The organism is Pseudomonas sp. 01L34, from assembly GCF_056400265.1.
Genome location: NZ_JBFTSX010000002.1, coordinates 317,765 through 336,162, shown reverse-complemented (window position 1 = coordinate 336,162; position 18,398 = coordinate 317,765). Strand labels below are relative to the sequence as shown.

16 protein-coding genes and 1 tRNA gene are annotated in these 18,398 nt (G+C 59.8%); 6 read left to right on the top strand and 11 right to left on the bottom strand.

The features are described 5' to 3' along the window. Nucleotides 1-29 precede the first annotated feature (29 nt). The 10 genes from hbdH to AC1DQM_RS05905 all read right to left on the bottom strand — a co-directional run bounded on the left by hbdH (nt 30) and on the right by AC1DQM_RS05905 (nt 12,255). A complete protein-coding gene (hbdH, locus tag AC1DQM_RS05950) occupies nt 30-803 on the bottom strand; it encodes a 3-hydroxybutyrate dehydrogenase (protein ID WP_138867282.1) in 774 nt (257 codons plus the stop codon). A 7-nt stretch (nt 804-810) separates the two neighbouring features. Continuing rightward, entirely contained in the window at nt 811-2,202 is a 1,392-nt protein-coding gene (locus AC1DQM_RS05945) for a GntP family permease (protein ID WP_138867283.1), read from the bottom strand. Nucleotides 2,203-2,489: 287 nt separating this feature from the next. Continuing rightward, entirely contained in the window at nt 2,490-3,905 is a 1,416-nt protein-coding gene (locus AC1DQM_RS05940) for a sigma-54 interaction domain-containing protein (protein ID WP_064617097.1), read from the bottom strand. A gap of 44 nt (nt 3,906-3,949) precedes the next feature. Then, entirely contained in the window at nt 3,950-5,530 is a 1,581-nt protein-coding gene (locus AC1DQM_RS05935) for an ABC transporter ATP-binding protein (protein WP_064617098.1), read from the bottom strand. Nucleotides 5,531-5,544: 14 nt separating this feature from the next. Continuing rightward, entirely contained in the window at nt 5,545-6,567 is a 1,023-nt protein-coding gene (locus AC1DQM_RS05930) for an ABC transporter permease (protein WP_018927669.1), read from the bottom strand. Beyond that, the gene (locus AC1DQM_RS05925) at nt 6,567-7,628 is read right to left on the bottom strand and encodes a microcin C ABC transporter permease YejB (protein WP_064617099.1); all 1,062 of its coding nucleotides are present in this window, start codon (nt 7,626-7,628) and stop codon (nt 6,567-6,569) included. Before AC1DQM_RS05925 ends, AC1DQM_RS05930 begins: the two co-directional genes overlap by 1 nt. Next, nucleotides 7,628-9,496 carry an extracellular solute-binding protein gene (locus AC1DQM_RS05920; RefSeq protein ID WP_138867285.1) on the bottom strand — a complete coding sequence of 623 codons (1,869 nt, stop codon included), beginning with the start codon at nt 9,494-9,496 and terminating at the stop codon, nt 7,628-7,630. The genes AC1DQM_RS05925 and AC1DQM_RS05920 overlap by 1 nt, the downstream gene beginning before the upstream one ends. Before the next feature lie 135 nt (nt 9,497-9,631). Beyond that, nucleotides 9,632-9,913, bottom strand: coding sequence for a peptidylprolyl isomerase (locus AC1DQM_RS05915; RefSeq protein WP_007933754.1), 282 nt, complete (start codon nt 9,911-9,913; stop codon nt 9,632-9,634). 95 nt (nt 9,914-10,008) lie between these two features. Further along, nucleotides 10,009-10,890 (bottom strand): esterase/lipase family protein, encoded by an 882-nt coding sequence (locus tag AC1DQM_RS05910; protein ID WP_019649160.1) that lies wholly within the window; start codon nt 10,888-10,890, stop codon nt 10,009-10,011. A 276-nt stretch (nt 10,891-11,166) separates the two neighbouring features. Then, the gene (locus tag AC1DQM_RS05905; protein WP_138867286.1) at nt 11,167-12,255 is read right to left on the bottom strand and encodes a 3-deoxy-7-phosphoheptulonate synthase; all 1,089 of its coding nucleotides are present in this window, start codon (nt 12,253-12,255) and stop codon (nt 11,167-11,169) included. A 645-nt stretch (nt 12,256-12,900) separates the two neighbouring features. On the opposite strand from AC1DQM_RS05905, the gene AC1DQM_RS05900 reads away from it, so the two are divergent. From AC1DQM_RS05900 to AC1DQM_RS05875, 6 genes are all read left to right on the top strand, one after another. Next, nucleotides 12,901-13,659, top strand: a complete 759-nt coding sequence (locus AC1DQM_RS05900) for a carbon-nitrogen hydrolase family protein (protein ID WP_111454607.1) — start codon at nt 12,901-12,903, stop codon at nt 13,657-13,659. After that, entirely contained in the window at nt 13,660-14,103 is a 444-nt protein-coding gene (locus AC1DQM_RS05895; protein WP_138867287.1) for a GNAT family N-acetyltransferase, read from the top strand. It abuts the gene before it with no gap. 127 nt (nt 14,104-14,230) lie between these two features. Beyond that, nucleotides 14,231-14,872, top strand: coding sequence for a response regulator transcription factor GacA (gene gacA, locus AC1DQM_RS05890; protein WP_008015884.1), 642 nt, complete (start codon nt 14,231-14,233; stop codon nt 14,870-14,872). Nucleotides 14,873-14,874: 2 nt separating this feature from the next. Next, nucleotides 14,875-16,698, top strand: coding sequence for an excinuclease ABC subunit UvrC (gene uvrC, locus AC1DQM_RS05885; protein ID WP_007933764.1), 1,824 nt, complete (start codon nt 14,875-14,877; stop codon nt 16,696-16,698). Between the two features lie 33 nt (nt 16,699-16,731). Then, nucleotides 16,732-17,292, top strand: a complete 561-nt coding sequence (gene pgsA / locus AC1DQM_RS05880) for a CDP-diacylglycerol--glycerol-3-phosphate 3-phosphatidyltransferase (protein WP_007933765.1) — start codon at nt 16,732-16,734, stop codon at nt 17,290-17,292. A 63-nt stretch (nt 17,293-17,355) separates the two neighbouring features. Next, nucleotides 17,356-17,431: transfer RNA gene (locus tag AC1DQM_RS05875), tRNA-Gly, on the top strand. Between the two features lie 367 nt (nt 17,432-17,798). On the opposite strand, the gene AC1DQM_RS05870 is transcribed toward AC1DQM_RS05875, so the two are convergent. Beyond that, a complete protein-coding gene (locus AC1DQM_RS05870) occupies nt 17,799-18,395 on the bottom strand; it encodes a sarcosine oxidase subunit gamma (RefSeq protein WP_111454605.1) in 597 nt (198 codons plus the stop codon). Nucleotides 18,396-18,398 lie beyond the last annotated feature (3 nt).

Below are 18,398 nucleotides of genomic sequence, written 5' to 3'. Positions count from 1 at the left end.
ACTCCCTCGCCACAGGGGCGGGCGGCAGGCTACTGCGCCAACCACCCACCATCTATATTCCACGCTGCGCCACGCACCTGGCTACCGGCTTCGCTGCATAAAAACAGCACCAACTCACCCAGCTGCGGCGGCGTCACGAATTCCAGGGAGGGCTGTTTCTCGGACAGCAAATCGTGTTGCGCCTGCTGCGGGTCAATCCCGGTCGCGGCGCGATCATCAATCTGCTTCTGCACCAGCGGCGTCAGCACCCAGCCTGGGCAAATGGCGTTGCAGGTAACGTTGGTGGTGGCGGTTTCCAGGCCGACCACTTTGGTCAGGCCGATCACGCCATGCTTGGCCGCGACATACGCCGCTTTACCCACCGAACCGACCTGGCCGTGCACCGAAGCGATGTTGATGATGCGTCCCCAGCCCTTGGTACGCATGCCCGGCAGGCTCAAGCGGGTGCTGTGGAACACCGACGACAGATTGATCGCAATAATCGAGTCCCAGCGCTCCACCGGAAAATCTTCCACCGCCGCCACGTGCTGGATGCCGGCGTTGTTGACCAGGATATCCACGCCGCCGAACTCACGCTCGGCGTACTCGATCATGTCGGCGATCTGTGCAGGGTCGCTGACATCGGCCGGGTGATGGCCGACCTTGCCGCCGAATTGTTCGACCTCAGCGATCACCGAGGACGCATCGCCGAAACCGTTGAGGATCAGGTTGGCGCCGGCCTTGGCCAGGCTCAGGGCGATCCCCAGACCGATGCCGCTGGTGGAACCGGTGACCAGTGCGGTCTTGCCCGAAAGAGTCGTCATGAATACCTCACACAATGCCAGTGGCGTAGAAAGTACCGATCACCACAAAAACAGCGAGTGTCTTGATCAGCGTAATACAGAAAATGTCTTTGTAGGCCTCGCGGTGGGTCAACCCGGTGACCGCCAGCAAGGTAATCACCGCGCCGTTGTGCGGCAGGGTGTCCATGCCGCCACTGGCCATCGCGGCGACCCGGTGCAGCACTTCCAGGGGAATATTGGCGGCGTGGGCAGCGCTGATGAAACTCTCGGACATCGCCGCCAAAGCGATGCTCATCCCGCCTGACGCCGAGCCGGTGATGCCGGCCAGCAAGGTCACAGTGATCGCTTCATTGACCAACGGGTTGGGAATGCTCTTGAGCCAGTCGGCCAGCACCAGAAAACCTGGCAACGAGGCGATCACCGCCCCGAAACCGTATTCCGACGCAGTGTTCATCGCTGCCAGCAATGCGCCGCTGACCGCACTTTTACTGCCTTCGGCCAACTTGCCACGAATCGCCTGAAAGCCGAACACCAGCACCATGACGATGCCGACCAGCAAGGCCGCCTGGACCGCCCAGATCGCCGTCAGCTTGGCGATGTCGGTGGTCACCGGGGCGGCCATGCCCGGCAGCGAAAGGCTGTGGGTCTTGCCGTACCACACAGGAATCCAGCGGGTGAACAGCAGGTTCATCAGGCCCACCAGCAACAGCGGCGACAGCGCGATCCACGGATTAGGCAGCTGGATGTCCGGTGCGGTTTCCGGCTCGTTGCGCAGTTCTGAGCCGTAACCTTCACCCGTGCGCTGGGCCTTGTTGCGCTGGCGCTGCAGAAACAGCATGCCGGCACAGAACACGAAAATCGTGCCGATCACACCCAGCCATGGCGCCGCCCAGGCGGTGGTGTTGAAGAAGGTGCTGGGGATGATGTTCTGGATCTGCGGCGTGCCAGGCAGGGCGTCCATGGTGAACGAGAACGCGCCGAGGGCGATGGTCGCCGGGATCAGGCGTTTGGGAATATTGCTCTGGCGGAACATCTCGGCGGCAAACGGGTACACCGCAAACACCACCACAAACAGCGACACACCGCCGTACGTGAGCAGGGCGCAGACCAGCACGATCACCAGCATCGCCTGACGGGTGCCGAGCAAGCGAATCGCCGCCGCAACGATGGAGCGGGAGAAGCCCGACAGCTCGATCAGCTTGCCGAACACCGCACCGAGCAGGAACACCGGGAAATACAGTTTGACGAAGCCGACCATCTTTTCCATGAACACCCCGGTGAAGACGGGGGCTACGGCGGAAGGGTCGGTGAACAGGACGGCGCCGAGGGCGGCGATCGGGGCAAAGAGGATAACGCTGTAGCCACGGTAAGCAGCCACCATCAGCAGCGCGAGGGCTGCCAAGGCAATGATCACACTCATGGTGTGTCTCTCCTGGATTGTTATTTTTGTAGGGTGAAGCTTGGTGGGAGGGCTATAGCGGGTTTCGTGCCAGATATCTAAGCTATTGAAATATAAGGAGATTATTTGTTTGTGAGGTGATTTTGGTGATTTTTGTCTCTGTATTGAGATTTTTGGCGATTGGGCTGACGCTTTCGCGGGCAAGCCTCGCTCCTACGGGAGTGTGGTTATCTACGAAATTGCACGACCTGTAGGAGCGAGGCTTGCCCGCGAAGAGGCGCTGTCTACCCATGGAGATCAATGTCTCTTTATAGAGACTCAGCAATCCCCAGCGCCGCCATCTTCTTGTACAGCGTCGACCGCCCCAGCCCCAACCGCGCCGCCGCTTCGATTACCTTCCCACCGCATTGCGCGAGGGTCGATTCAATCAACTGCCGATCAAACCGTTCGCGAGCCTCACTGAAGGTTTCATGGGTAATCGGCTCAATGGGCAGAGGCGCCGCACGCTCCACCGGGGTAAAGCTGCCAATCGCCGCGCGGATATCCGCCGCGTTCAGCATCAAGTCATCACTGAGCAACGCCGCCCGCTCCAGCACGTTGCGCAGTTCACGAATGTTCCCCGGCCAGGCGTGTTGCCCCAACAAATCCAGGGCTTCGCGGTTCAATTCGTGCTGGCTGCGCAGTTCCTCAAGGATCGCTTCACTGAGGGCCGGCAGGTCGTCGAGGCGATCACGCAGGGGCGGGACCTGGATCGGCAGCACGTTGAGGCGGTAATACAAGTCGGCGCGAAACTCGCCGCGTTTGATCGCCGCCACCAGATCGGTGGAGGTGGCGGCGATCACTCGCACATCACTCTGAATCACCTCGTTGGAGCCCACCGGTTCGAATTCCTTCTCCTGCAACACCCGCAGCAACTTGCTTTGCAGCGGCAGCGGCATGTCGCCGATTTCGTCGAGAAACAGCGTGCCGCCCTGGGCGATCTGCAGCTTGCCGGCGCGGCCCTTGCGATCGGCGCCGGTGAACGCACCGGGCGCGGTGCCGAAGAACTCGGCTTCCAGCAGCGACTCGGGAATCGCTGCGCTGTTGATGCTGACGAAGGCTTTATGTGCCCGGGGCGATGCGCCGTGGATCGCCTGGGCCAGCAGTTCCTTGCCGGTGCCGGTTTCACCGAGCAACAACACCGGCGACTCTGCACTGGCGCTGCGTCGGGCGCGGCGTTTGACTTCGAGGCTGGCGGCGCTGGTGCCGATGAAGTGCGCGAAGTTGTACTTGGTCTGTCGCGCCCGCAGCAGCGAGCGGGTGGACGCCAGTTCTTCCTGCATGCTCAGGTAGCGCTTGAGCATCGGCGACAGGCTGCGCAATTCGTCGAACAGGGCAAAACCGATGGCGCCGATCACCGCGCCGGCATCGTCGTGAATCGGCAGGCGCATCACCACCAGCGGTTCTTTGGGGGTGTCTTGCATGTCCAGCAGGATCGGCCGTCCGGTACGCACCACCTCGCGCAACAGGCTGCCGGGGATCACGCTTTCACAGGCCCTGCCGATGGCGCCTGCGGCCGACTCCAGGCCGAATCGCCGGGCATAGCGCTCGTTCATCCAGACAATATTCGCATCGCGGTCGACAATCACCGTGCCTTCGCTCGATTGCTCGATGATCTCGAACAGCGAGCGGATCGCCAGGGTGCGAACGCGCTGGTAGTCCTTGAGGCTTTCGGTGGTGTTCATCGGAGTGTCCATTTTTGGAAATCAAGATCAAAAGATCGCAGGGATTATGCCAACCCCGGATGCGCCGCCGCCAACAGCTCTTTGGTGTATGGGTGCTGCGGTGATTCGAACACCGTGTGGCTAGCGCCGCTTTCCACCACTTTGCCGTCCTTGATCACGATCATGTCGTGGGCCAGGGCACGCACCACCGCCAGGTCGTGGCTGATGAACAGGTAGGTCAGGCCATATTTCTCCTGAAGCTGGCGGAGCAGGGCGACCACTTGTTTTTGCACCGTGCGATCGAGGGCCGAGGTCGGTTCGTCGAGCAGGATCAACGCCGGTTTGAGCACCAGCGCGCGGGCAATGGCAATGCGTTGGCGCTGCCCGCCGGAAAATTCGTGCGGGTAGCGATGACGGCTTTGCGGATCGAGGCCGACTTCTTCCAGCACCCGGATGACCTGGGCTTCGCATTGGGCAGGGGTGGACTGGCTATGGACCTCAAGGCCTTCACTGATGATCTGCGCCACGGACATTCGCGGGCTGAGGCTGCCGAACGGGTCCTGGAACACCACCTGCATCTTCTTGCGCCATGGTCGCAGTTGCTTTTGCGTCAGGCCATCCAGCGCCTGCCCCTGAAAGCGAATGCTGCCTTCGGAATCAAGCAAGCGCAGGATCGCCTGACCGAGCGTGGACTTGCCTGAACCGGACTCACCGACGATGCCCAGGGTCTTGCCGCGCTGAACGTTCAGGCTGATGCCGTCCACTGCACGCAGGTACGTCTTACGCTGGAACAGCCCGCCACCGAGGGTGAACTGCACTTGCAGATTCTCCACTTCCAGCACGTTTTCACGCTCGTCCCGGGGCAGGGCTTCACCTTCCGGCTCGGCGTTCAGCAGCACACAGCTGTAAGGGTGTTTCGGCTCGGTGAACAGCGTTTCGCAAGGTGCCTGCTCGACGATTTCCCCAGCGTGCATCACGCACACCCGCTGGGCCATGCTGCGCACCAGATTGAGGTCGTGGCTGATCAGCAGCAGCGACATGCCAAGCTGCTGTTGCAGGGATTTGAGCAGCCGCAGGATCTTGCGCTGCACCGTCACATCCAGCGCGGTGGTCGGCTCGTCGGCGATCAGCAATTCCGGTTCGCAGGCCAGGGCCATGGCGATCATCACCCGTTGTCGCTGGCCGCCGGACAGTTGATGAGGGTAGGCCTTGAGCCGCTCTTCGGGCTTCTGGATGCCCACCAGTTGCAGTAATTCGAGAATCCGCGCTTGCGCCGCTTTGCCACCCAGCCCTTTGTGCAGCAGCAGGGTTTCGCCGATCTGTTTCTCGATGCTGTGCAGCGGATTGAGGGAGGTCATCGGCTCCTGGAATATGATCGCGATCCGGTTACCGCGCAGTTCGCGCAAGACGTTAGCGTCGGCGCCGATCAATTCCTGGCCGCGATAGCGAATGCTGCCGGTGGTTTGCGTACCGTTTTCTGGCAGCAGTTGCAGGATCGAGTGGGCGGTCACCGACTTGCCGGATCCGGACTCGCCGACCAGCGCCAGGCATTCGCCGGGGTGGATGTCCAGGCACAGGTTGCGCACCACAGTCTGGCCACTGAAGGCTACATTGAGGTCACGGATTTCGATCAGGTTGTCAGTCATATCACCAGTCCGCTTCAAGAACGAGGGTCAAAGGCATCACGCAACGCCTCGCCAATGAATACCAGCAAAGAAAGAATCAGCGCCAGGGTGAAAAACGCCGTCAGCCCCAGCCACGGCGCTTGCAGGTTCTGTTTGCCTTGGCCAATCAATTCGCCCAGGGACGCACTGCCGGCTGGCATGCCGAAACCGAGGAAATCCAGCGCCGTGAGGGTGGAAATCGCCCCGGTCAGGATGAACGGCAGATAACTCAGGGTGGCGTTCATTGCGTTGGGCAGAATGTGTCGCACGATCACCTTGCGGTCGGTCAGGCCCAACGCACGGGCGGCTTTGACGTATTCCAGGTTACGCCCGCGCAGGAACTCGGCGCGCACTACGTCCACCAGCGCCAGCCAGGAAAACAACGCCATGATCCCCAACAGCCACCAGAAATTCGGCTCGACGAAACCCGACAGAATGATCAGCAGGTACAGCACGGGCAGCCCCGACCAGACTTCCTGCAAGCGCTGACCAAGCAGGTCGACCCAGCCGCCGTAATAGCCCTGCAATGCACCGGCGGCGATACCGATCAAGGCGCTGATAAACGTCAGCATCAGCGCAAACAGGATCGACACCCGTGCCCCGAAAATCACTCGCGCCAGCACGTCCCGGGCCTGATCGTCGGTGCCCAGCCAGTTGACCTTCGACGGCGGACTCGGCGCCGGTTGATTGAGATCGTAATTGGGCGTGTCGTCGCTGAACGGGATCGGCGCAAACAGCATCCAGCCGTCGCCCTTGTGAATCAGCTTCTGCACGTAATCGCTGCGGAAATCGGCCTGAAACGGCAACTGGCCGCCGAATTCTTGCTCGGTGTGGTGTTTGAACGCCGGGAAGTACAGCGAGCCCTGATAACTGAGCACCAGCGGTTGGTCATTGGCGATCAGTTCGCCGCCCAGGGTCAGCAGGAACAAACCGACAAACAACCACAACGACCACCAGCCCCGGCGGTTTTTCTTGAAGCGTTCAAAACGGCGACGGCCCAGCGGCGAGAGTTTGAACATCAGGCGTTCCTCGCGGCGAAGTCGATACGCGGATCGACCAGGGTGTAGCACAGGTCACCGATGATTTTTATCAGCAGGCCGAACAAGGTGAAGATGAACAGCGAACCGAATACCACCGGATAGTCCCGCGATACCGCCGCTTCGTAACTCATGCGACCCAGGCCATCGAGGGAGAAAATCACTTCGATCAGCAGCGAGCCGGCGAAGAAAACGCTGATAAAGGCCTGGGGAATTCCCGAGACCACCAGCAGCATGGCGTTGCGAAACACATGGCCGTAAAGCACCTGGCGTTCGCTCAAGCCCTTGGCCCGGGCGGTGACCACGTACTGGCGGGTGATTTCATTGAGGAAGGAATTTTTGGTGAGGATGGTCAGGGTCGCAAAGCCGCCGACCACTAGCGCCGTTACTGGCAGCACCAGGTGCCAGAAGTAATCGGCGATCTTGCCCACCGTCGACAGCGAATCGAAGTTGTCCGAGACCAGGCCGCGTACCGGAAACCAGTTCAACGAGGTGCCGCCGGCGAAGACCACGATCAGGAACATCGCGAACAGGAACGCCGGCATTGCGTAACCGATGATGATCGCGGTGCTGCTCCAGATATCGAAATGGCTGCCGTGGTGCACGGCCTTGCGGATGCCCAGCGGAATCGACACCAGATAAGTGATCAACGTCGCCCAGAGCCCGAGGGAAATGGTCACCGGCATTTTATCCAGGATCAGGTCGGTGACCGTGGCACCGCGAAAAAAGCTCTTGCCGAAGTCGAGGTGGGCATAGCTCTTGAGCATCAGCCACAAGCGTTCCGGCGCTGGCTTGTCAAAGCCGTATTGCTTTTCGATCTCCTTGATCAGCTGCGGATCGAGCCCACGGCTGGCCCGAGAGCTGCCGTGCATGGTCTCACTGGAACCGCCGCCGATACTCGCGCCACCGATGCCTTGCAAGTGCGCTATGGCCTGTTCCACCGGGCCACCGGGCGCGGCCTGGACGATGGCGAAGTTGACCAGAAGAATGATCACTAAAGTCGGGATGATCAGCAGCAAGCGCCGCAGTACGTAAGCCCACATCAGTGCGACCCTCCGGATTTGCCGCGCTTGATGAGTTCGGCGGTCATCTGTTCGTTGGTCAGGGGTGTGGAGCTGACTTCCCACCAACTCTCGATGGCTTCGTCATTGCTTGCTTGTACAGAGGGAATGCCGAAGCGGTTCCACCACACGGTCGAACTGCCGGGCGGGTAATAGTTGGGAATCCAATAGAAGTTCCATTGCAGGACACGGTCCAGGGCATGGGCGTAGCGCAGCATGTCGGCCTGGGTGTTGGCGCGGACCAGGCCGTTGATCAACGTATCGACCGCCGGGTTCTTCAGCACCATGTAGTTGTTGGAGCCCGGATCGCTGGCCGCCGCCGAGCCAAAGTAGTTGTACAGCTCGTTACCCGGCGAGTTGGTGACCGGGTAGCCGGTGACGATCATGTCGTAGTCCCGGGACATCAGGCGGTTGACGTACTGGGAGGCGTCGATGCGCCGAATGTTCAGGTCGATGCCGATTTGTTTCAGGGTGCGCTTGTAAGGCAGCAGCAATCGGTCCATGCCGTTCTGGCTGATCAGGAAGGTGAAGCTCAGCGGTTGGCCTTCGGCGTTGACCAGTTGATCGCCATCGGGTTTCCAGCCGGCCTGTTCGAGCAGATCCAGTGCTTGCAACTGTTTGTCGCGAATTACGCCGCTGCCATCGGTTTTCGGTGCTTCGAAGACCTGAGTGAAGACTTCGTCGGGGATCTGTCCGCGCAGCGGTTCGAGAATCGCCCGCTCACCCGCGTCGGGCAGTTGTCGGGCGGCGAGCTCGGTGTTGGAAAAGAAACTCTGCTGGCGGATGTACAGGTCGCGCATCATCTGCCGGTTGCTCCATTCGAAATCCCAGAGCATGGCCAGCGCTTGGCGCACGCGGCGGTCCTGGAACATCGGGTTTTGCAAGTTAAATACAAAACCCTGGGACGGTTGTGGTGCCTGTGTCGCCAGGTGGGCTTTTTGCAGGCGGCCGTCGCGCAAGGCCGGACTCTCGTAGCCGATGGAGTAGGCGGTGGCGGAGAACTCGCGGTTGTAGTCATAGGCGCCGCCACGCAGGACCTGACGGGCGACGTCGGTGTCGCCGAAGTACTCGATGCTGAAATGATCGAAGTTGTAGAGGCCGCGGCTGACCGGTAAATCCCTGGCCCACCAGTCGGCGTTACGCTCGAAGGTAATGCTGCGCCCTGAGTCGACCTTGCTCACGCGGTACGGCCCGCTGCCCAGCGGCGGCTCGTAACCGCCACCGTTGGCGAAGTCGCGGGTCTTCCACCAGTGTTCGGGAAGCACCGGCAAAGTGGCGATGTCGAGGGGCAGGGTGCGGTTCTCGTTGCTCTTGAAATCGAACCGAATGGTTCGCGGCGATTCCACTTCGACGCCTTTGACGTCGGCAAATTGCGTGCGATAGCGCAGGCTGCCCTGGGTCATCAGCAGGTCGAAAGTGTAGCGCACGTCTTCGGCGGTGATCGGCTTGCCATCGGCGAAACGGGCCTTCGGGTTCAGGTAGAAACGCAGGGACAGTCCATCGTCGGAACGCTCCATCTGCTGCGCCACCAGGCCGTACACGGTGTAGGGTTCGTCCAGTGAACGCACGGCCAGGGGCGAGTAGATCAAGCCATCGACTTGTGTGACGCCAATCCCTTTGTCGATGTACGGCAGGATGTGGTCGAAATGACCGATTTCCAGCGCCGAGCGACGCATCGTGCCGCCCTTGGGCGCTTGCGGGTTGGTGTAGTCGAAATGACTGAAACCGGCGGGATACTTCGCCGGTTCACCGTACACGGTCAACGCCTGTTGCGGTGCAGCGCTCACACCGGCGGCGCCCAACAGCAGGGCCACGGCAGTGAACAGTAAAGTGGGGAAAGCCAGTCGCATTGTCAGCCTTAGAGCCGGGTGATCGATAAGCACAATTTGTACGCTAGCGGCGCGTCCCTCGCCAGCCGTATCACGTAACGAAAACACAACGGCCCACCAAAAGGCGGGCCGTTGTGGAGAAAACTCAGGGGTTGATCAGTCCTGACGGCTGGTTACTTCCAGCAGGTGGTAACCGAACTGGGTCTTGACCGGGCCTTGCACCACGTTGATTGGCGCGCTGAAAACCACGGTGTCGAATTCCTTGACCATCTGGCCTGGACCGAACGAACCCAGGTCACCGCCCTGGCGGCTTGATGGGCAGCTGGAGTTGGCTTTGGCGACTTCGGCGAAATCGGCGCCGGCTTCGATCTGGGCCTTGAGTTCGTTGCACTTGGCTTCGCTGGAAACCAGGATGTGGCGGGCGGTGGCTTTGGCCATGGGAAAATACTCCATTCAATGTTCAGTAAAGTGCGGAGCCTACCGGATTCAGAGGGCTATTTCTTCTCAAAATGCCGTCCAGCTTAAGGCATTGTCTAAAGCCCGGCATTTCTTAAGCGTTCGGCATGTTGCACATACAGGTCAATGGGGTCGATGCCCTTGCGGACTTGACCTGTGGTCTGGCTGAGGCTGTCCAGATGATCCAGCGGATAGTCGGAACGGATCACTTTACCCAGATGGGAGCTGAACCGGCCGACCATGCCGTCATTCTGCTCGGCTTCGGTGGTGAAGTAGTGGGAGAAGGCCCGCAGGAACCCGTGCAGCGGGTTGAGCGCATAGAGCCCTTCGTCGAGGATGTTTCCCTGCAGGGTGCCGCTCCAGGAGTAGTAGCGTACGCCGTTCACCAGTTCGCGACCCTTGCCGCCCCAGGTTTTCGGCAACCCTTGAGGGTACTTGTCGTTGAATGCGCCGACACCTTCGGTGGTCAGCGCGTTGAGTGCGGCGATGGCGTTCTGCGGCAGGTGCCGGTTGCCGCTGAGCAACGACAGGAAGTCGGCGAACAGGGTGGCCACCGCTCCGGCGACCTGTTCCGGCAGGCGCCCGGGCGTCAGCGCCTTGCGCAGGAAGTCGGCCAGTTCCGAGCCGTGGTTCGGCCCGCTGACCGATGTCACCGAAGCGACCACCTGTGGCGCCAGCGCCCCCGCATATCGTGCAGCCAGTGCGCCCTGGCTGTGACCGATCAGATTGACTTTGCTTGCACCGGTTCCTTGCAGTACCCGTTCGATCTGCACCAGCAACTGTTCGCCACGGGTTTCATTGCTGTGGGTCGCCGACAGGTGCGGGATGAAAACCCTCGCACCGGCGCTTCTCAAGGCCTGTTTGACGTCATGGAACAGTTCGAGTTTGCCGATGCGATCGAAGCCGAAGAGCCCGTGGACCAGCAGGATCGGATAGTCAGTGGTTGCATTCCGTAGCATGTACATTTCCTTTTTCGCAGTAGGTCAGGTGTGTGCTCAAGGGGGCACTCTAAAGCACACCCACCGCTCGGCGATGTATGAAAAAGCCGCTGTAACCTGATGAAAACGGAATAGAAATGGTACGAAAACTCGAATGAGCGTGAGGTCTTGGTCGGAATATCCGGACATCTTTTTAACGATGGCCGAGATATTTCTTTCAATGACCTACCTCTGGTAGGTCATTTTTCCGTGCAAACCGACCCGATCGCGCTGCATCGCGGTTCTCGGCGACACGGCTTACTTTGGCTGCTGAGCGCTTCGTTGTGCACGAAGTCGCTCGGCTCCCTGCAACAACAATTGTTCCGTCCCGGTCCAGCCAAGGCAGCCGTCCGTTACCGACACCCCGTACCGCAACGAAGGGCTCAACGGTTGGCAGCCTTCGAACAGATGACTCTCAATCATCATGCCGACCAGCGAGCGATCACCTTGCAGGCGCTGTTCAAGCACGTCGTTGAACACGGCGGGCTGACGCAACGGATCTTTACCGCTGTTGGCGTGGCTGCAGTCGACCATGATCCGCGCCGGAATCTTGAGTCTGGTCAAGTCGCTGTGCACTTTGGCAATGCTGTCGCGGTCGTAGTTCGGCCCGCGATGGCCACCGCGCAATACCAGGTGAGTGTCGGGGTTGCCCGGTGTCTGGATAATCGCAGGATGGCCCTGGCTGTCGACACCGAAATGGCGGTGCGGATGAGCGGCCGAGCGCATGGCGTCGCTGGCGACAGCCACACCACCATCGGTGCCGTTCTTGAACCCTACCGGCATGCTCAGGCCACTGGCCATTTCCCGATGGATCTGCGATTCGGTGGTGCGGGCGCCGATCGCGACCCAGCTCAGCAGGTCGTCAAAGTAACCGGCGGCCATCGGTTGCAGCAGCTCGGTGGCAACGGGCAGGCCCAGTTGGAGCATTTCGCGCATCAATTCGCGGGACAGGGTCAAACCACCCGCCATGTCATCGCTGCCATCCAGGTGCGGGTCGTAGGCCAGGCCTTTCCAGCCGACCGTGGTGCGGGGTTTTTCGACGTAGGCGCGCATCACCAGCAGCATCTCGTCGCCGACTTGTGCAGACAGACGGGCCAGGTTGGCGGCGTATTCGAGGGCAGAACGTGGGTCGTGAATCGAGCAGGGACCGACGATCACCAGCAGACGGGAGTCTTCACCGTTGAGGATCGCGCGGACGGCCTGGCGGTGGGCGGCGACTTGTTGGGTCAGGGCATTGCTGAGTGGCAGTTGCTGTTTGAGTTGCAATGAGCTGGGCAGACGCAAGGTCAGCGCTTCATTGGCAGGGCTCAAGGTGGACAGCGGCAGAGCAGAGACGGACGAGTTCATATTCGGGCTTCCTGGGCTGGCGGCGGGTTCGTCCCGCGCGCTCGGCCCTAGTGGGGTGTTCGACAATTGGCCGGATTGGCTGCGTGTGTGTGCTTGCCACCTGTGGGTGACCGATCGGAGGCGGCAGGCTGTCCCGAGCGGAAGCTGGTAAATCGCCAGGCGGTAAAAGTGTCGTAACGGTAATAAGTGGCGTAATTCATGTCGTAAATCCTCAAGTTGTCTGGTGTGACGCTAAAAATGTTCAGGGCTGAAAAAACAAAACCCCCGGTCGGGAGGCCGACCGGGGGTAGAGAATTCTCTGGTGGCGACCCGTTTAAAGTGGGCGCCGTGTGGGTATCAGGCGCGCCAGTGGCTAAACCAATACCCAAAATAAAAGCTGACCGAAGCACAAACGTCATTCACCCGGGCAGCCGCATCCGAGCGCGAGGCGCTGGCGGTACGAAGCGGTGAGAGGGCGTTGAACATGGTCTGTCTCCGATGAATGAGCCGAGCTTACTAGAGGCCGGTACGCGGATTCAATCAGAAAATGCTATCGGGCATCACGGGGCGTTTCTATCGGTTGGGTAGGTCGGGAGTTGTGACACACTTTACGCAGCGGGCGGCGTGTAACCGGCGTCCAAACCATCAACGTCACAAGGACGAACCATGACGACACTGACCATCGCCGCCGCACAATCGATCTCTGTCGCCGGTGATCTTGCCGCCAATATTGCCCGGCACCTGCGCTTCATGCAGGTTGCCGCGGAGCAGGGCGTGCAATTGCTGGTGTTTCCAGAACTGTCGCTGACCGGCTACGAGCGCGGTCTGGCAGCGGAGCTGGCCATCGCGCCAGACGCCAGAGTGCTGCAACCTCTGCGCGATTTCGCGCGGGAGGTCGGTGTGACCAGTGTCGTCGGGATGCCGATTCGTCTGTCGGACGATTCGCCGGTGTTGATCGGTGCCCTGGTGTTGGGGGCCGATGGTTTGCTCGAGATCTACAGCAAACAGCATTTGCACCCAGGGGAGGAGGTGGCATTTGCCCCGGGAACAGGCGGTTCGACATTGAAGATCGGCACCGACACCGTCGCGTTGGCGGTATGCGCCGATTTTTCTCACGCCAGTCATGCAGCCGCCGCGGCACGGCAGGGCGCTGATCTTTATGCCGCGGGCGTGTTGATTACAGAAAGCGGCTACGCTCCAGATACCGCACTGTTGCAAGGTTATGCCCGCACCCACTCGATGGCGGTACTGATGGCCAACCATGGTGGCGCAACGGGTGGCTGGGAGTCGGCAGGGCGTAGTGCAATCTGGGCGGCGGACGGCTCGTTGGTTGCGGCGGCACCGGGGACGGGGAATCTCATGGTGGTTGCTCGTCGCAATGCTGACGGCTGGAAGGGGCAAATCGTGACTGTCGCGGAGGCTTGAATGGGGTTCGAATTACGCCCGGCAACGTCTCGTGACCTGGACTTCGCGCGTGACCTGACTTGTCGAAATATGCTGCGCTACTACATTCAACATGAACTGTTGTGGCAGGACGAGGCTTTCGATGTTGCTTGGGAGGGACGCGAAAACTGGCTGATTGTGCGTGATGACACACTGATGGGGTATGTCAGCCTGAGCCGTGACGCCAGCGCCTTGTATATCCGCGAATTGCATTTACTTGAAGCGTGCCGGGGGCAGGGCGCCGGTTCGTGGGTGATCGATCAGGTATTCGCCATGGCCTGCAAGGAACGGCGCCTGGCATTGCGTCTGACCGTATTTGAAAATAATCCGGCAAAAATACTTTACGAGAGAAAAGGACTGAAGGTGGTCGGCAAGGACCAGTGTTTCCTGAGAATGCAGCGTGATATCAATGGACTGCATCGCTGAAACACACTGCCAGCAAGCCTCGCCAGAAGAATTGACACTTTTTATATGCTGCTTTCCGCTAGGTCTGCCAGTCGCTTTTTGCTAAGGTGTCCGGCAACCCAATAAGACCAAATCGCGAGGTGTCTGCTTGATTAGGGTGCTAGTAGTCGATGACCATGATCTCGTTCGTACAGGCATTACACGAATGCTGGCTGACATCGATGGCCTGCAAGTAGTCGGTCAGGCCGAGTCGGGAGAGGAATCCCTGCTCAAAGCGCGTGAGTTGAAACCCGATGTGGTGCTGATGGACGTCAAGATGCCCGGGATCGGCGGTCTTGAAGCCACGCGCAAATTATTGCGCAGTCATCCCGACATCAAAGTCGTCGCGGTCACCGTGTGCGAAGAAGATCCGTTTCCAACCCGCCTGTTACAGGCAGGTGCCGCGGGCTACCTGACCAAGGGCGCCGGATTGCCGGAAATGGTCCAGGCCATTCGCCTGGTGTTTGCCGGGCAACGCTATATCAGCCCGCAAATTGCCCAGCAACTGGCGATCAAATCGTTCCAGCCAACCAACGATTCGCCGTTCGACGCCTTGTCTGAGCGGGAAATCCAGATTGCGTTGATGATTGTCGGCTGTCAGAAGGTGCAGATCATCTCCGACAAACTGTGCCTGTCGCCAAAAACAGTGAATACCTACCGTTACCGTATTTTCGAAAAGCTTTCGATCAGCAGCGATGTCGAGTTGACGCTGTTGGCGGTTCGTCACGGCATGGTTGATGCCAGCCTCTGAAAATGACTGAAACCTTCGATCCAAGTGCTTTTCTGTCGACGGTCAGTGGGCGGCCGGGTGTCTATCGCATGTTCGACAGCGATGCCCGTCTGCTTTATGTCGGCAAAGCCAAGAATCTCAAGAAACGTTTGGCGAGCTACTTCCGCAAAACCGGTCTGGCCCCCAAGACCGCCGCGCTGGTAGGCCGTATCGCCCAGGTCGAAACCACCATCACGGCCAACGAAACAGAGGCCTTGCTACTCGAGCAGACGCTGATCAAGGAATGGCGCCCGCCGTACAACATCCTGCTGCGCGACGATAAGTCCTACCCTTATGTCTTTCTCTCGGATGGCCAGTTCCCGCGCTTGAGCATCCATCGCGGAGCGAAAAAGGCCAAGGGCAAGTATTTCGGCCCTTACCCCAGCGCAGGAGCGATCCGCGAAAGCCTGAGCCTGCTGCAAAAGGCTTTTTTTGTACGTCAGTGCGAAGACAGCTATTACAAGAACCGCACGCGACCTTGCCTGCAATACCAGATCAAGCGCTGCAAGGCGCCGTGTGTCGGCCTGGTCGAGCCCGAAGTGTATGCCGAAGATGTTCGCCACTCGGTGATGTTTCTTGAAGGGCGCAGCAACGCGTTGGCGGACGAGTTGTCCGCGGCCATGGAGGAGGCGGCGGTCAATCTGGAGTTCGAACGTGCCGCCGAATTGCGCGACCAGATTTCATTGCTGCGCCGGGTCCAGGACCAGCAGAGCATGGAAGGCGGGACGGGCGATGTCGATGTGATCGCAGCGTTCGTCAATCCGGGTGGCGCCTGTGTGCACTTGATCAGCGTACGCGGCGGCCGGGTGTTGGGGAGCAAGAACTTCTTCCCGCAGGTGGGTATTGAAGAAGACGTTTCCGAAGTCATGGCGGCGTTTCTCGGTCAGTACTTCATCAGCAGCCCCGAACGCGACTTGCCGAGCGAGCTGATCGTCAACGTGGTTCACGAAGACTTTCCGACCCTGATTGCGGCCATTGAAGAGCTGCGCGGTCGTGAACTGACCATCAGTCATCGTGTACGGGGCACCCGCGCGCGCTGGCAGCAATTGGCGGTCACCAATGCCGAGCAGGCTCTGGGTGCACGTCTGGCGAACCGGCAACACGTCGCGGCACGTTTTGATGCCCTGGCCGAAGTACTGAGCCTGGACGAGCCGCCGCAACGTCTCGAGTGCTACGACATCAGTCATTCCAGTGGCGAGGCCACCGTGGCGTCCTGCGTGGTGTTCGGCCCGGAAGGCCCGATCAAGTCCGACTACCGCCGCTACAACATCGAAGGCGTCACGCCAGGCGACGACTATGCCGCGATGCACCAGGCCCTGACCCGACGCTTCAGCAAGTTGAAGGACGGGGAGGGCAAACTGCCGGACATTCTGCTGGTCGACGGCGGTAAAGGTCAGCTGTCGATGGCCCGTGACGTGCTCAATGAGCTGGCCGTGCCCGACCTGATTCTGCTGGGCGTGGCCAAGGGGGCGACGCGCAAGGCCGGTTTCGAAACCTTGTACCTCAACGATGCGGCCCATGAATTCACCTTGCGCGGTGATTCCCCCGCGCTGCATTTGATCCAGCAGATCCGCGACGAAGCTCACCGTTTTGCCATCACCGGGCACCGTGCACGGCGCGGTAAAACCCGCCGCACCTCGACGCTCGAGGGGGTTGCTGGTGTCGGACCGACACGTCGACGGGATTTGTTGAAACATTTTGGTGGATTGCAGGAGCTGTCTCGTGCCAGCATCGAAGAGATCGCCAAAGCACCCGGGATCAGTAAAAAGCTCGCAGAGTTGATTTATGCAAATCTGCACAGCGAGTAGAATGCCCAACTCACCTCGTAGCCAGTTGTGTCGATGAATATCCCTAATCTGATTACCGTTCTACGCGTCCTGCTCATCCCGATCTTCATTTTGCTGTTTTACTTGCCTTACCACTGGAGCTATCTGGCGTCGGCTTCGGTTTTTGCCTTTGCCGCCGCGACCGACTGGCTGGACGGGTATCTGGCCCGACGTCTGGAACAAAGCACACCGTTCGGGGCTTTCCTCGATCCTGTTGCGGACAAGCTGATGGTCGCCGTTGCGCTGGTGCTGCTGGTGCAAGAACACGGCAACCTGTGGCTCACACTGCCGGCCGCCGTCATCATCGGTCGCGAGATCGTCGTATCGGCGCTGCGCGAGTGGATGGCCGAACTCGGCGCCCGTGCCCATGTGGCGGTATCGAACCTGGGCAAATGGAAAACCGCCGCGCAAATGCTGGCGCTGGTGATCCTGCTGGCCAATCCGTCGGACTTCAGCTTCTGGGTCCTGATGGGCTACGCTTTGCTGATGGTGTCCGCTGGCCTGACCTTGTGGTCCATGGTCCAGTACTTGCGGGCCGCCTGGCCGCATCTGAAGACGGATGTGGAAAAGAAATAAAACTTTTTTGAATCAAGGGGTTGACGGGGCATCTGGATTCTATAGAATGCGCCTCACCAAGACGCGGGAATAGCTCAGTTGGTAGAGCACGACCTTGCCAAGGTCGGGGTCGCGAGTTCGAGTCTCGTTTCCCGCTCCAAATACAGAAAAACGCCACTCATTGAGTGGCGTTTTTTTTTGCGCGCTATTTTGTTGTCAGCATTGAAAAAAGAGGCTTTTGCCTCTTTTTTCGTTCCAGCGAGTTCTGCTGAAAACCATTATCAGCCACGCTTTTTTTTGTACGTTAAAACGTACATCGAAATCCTAGCTGAAGCGTCAGTACTACGTTGCTCATTTATCGTGCGTTCACAGAAGCGAATTCGCTACACTGAAAAGCTAAATTATTGGGGCGTTGTTAATCGCCGGTGCAGCGTGTACAAGCGGCATTGTCATCACTGTTGGCATCTGCCCATACATGCTTAGAACGGAATTTTGTCTCAGCATGCATGACCAGTAGGGCGGCAGAGTCAGCGCGTTGTCACAGCCGTAGCCAGACCTGAATACTCCTGCATTGCATCCTCCAACGCCCCCCGAAAATACGCTTTCGACGCCCGATCACAAAGGATGTGCAAACTCGCCTGATGCGCGGTACCGGCGTTGATCACGATCACGTTGATGCGCGCCGCCGACGTCTGTGCCACCGTCCCCGGACCGAATGTCTGGGGACTCAAGTCAGCGCCACAGAGCTTGGCCATCACCTCGCTCGGACATTCCCCTGTCAGCTGAAACCAGGCATGACTGTCCTGACGCGGCAGCAGGTAATTGGCCTGATGATCGAGTTCCCAGCGGGCTTCTTCATCGGCCATCCGTTCGCCCTGATCTTCTGGACTGCCCAGCAGTAAGTACTCGGTCTGCGACAGTCGCGCAACTAGGCTGCCATCGGCCTGGGCCACGGCGCGGTTGGGCGCGTCCGGCAGGACGAAGCCTCGGTTGCGCAAGTACTCGGCACTGTGTGCGCCGCGAAAGCCGACCCGAGGCAGGTCGGTCAGGTCCACCAGGCAGTACTCCGGCGAAGGCGCCAGGGCTTGCTGACTGACGCTAGGTTGTTCTCTCAGACTGGTCATGAC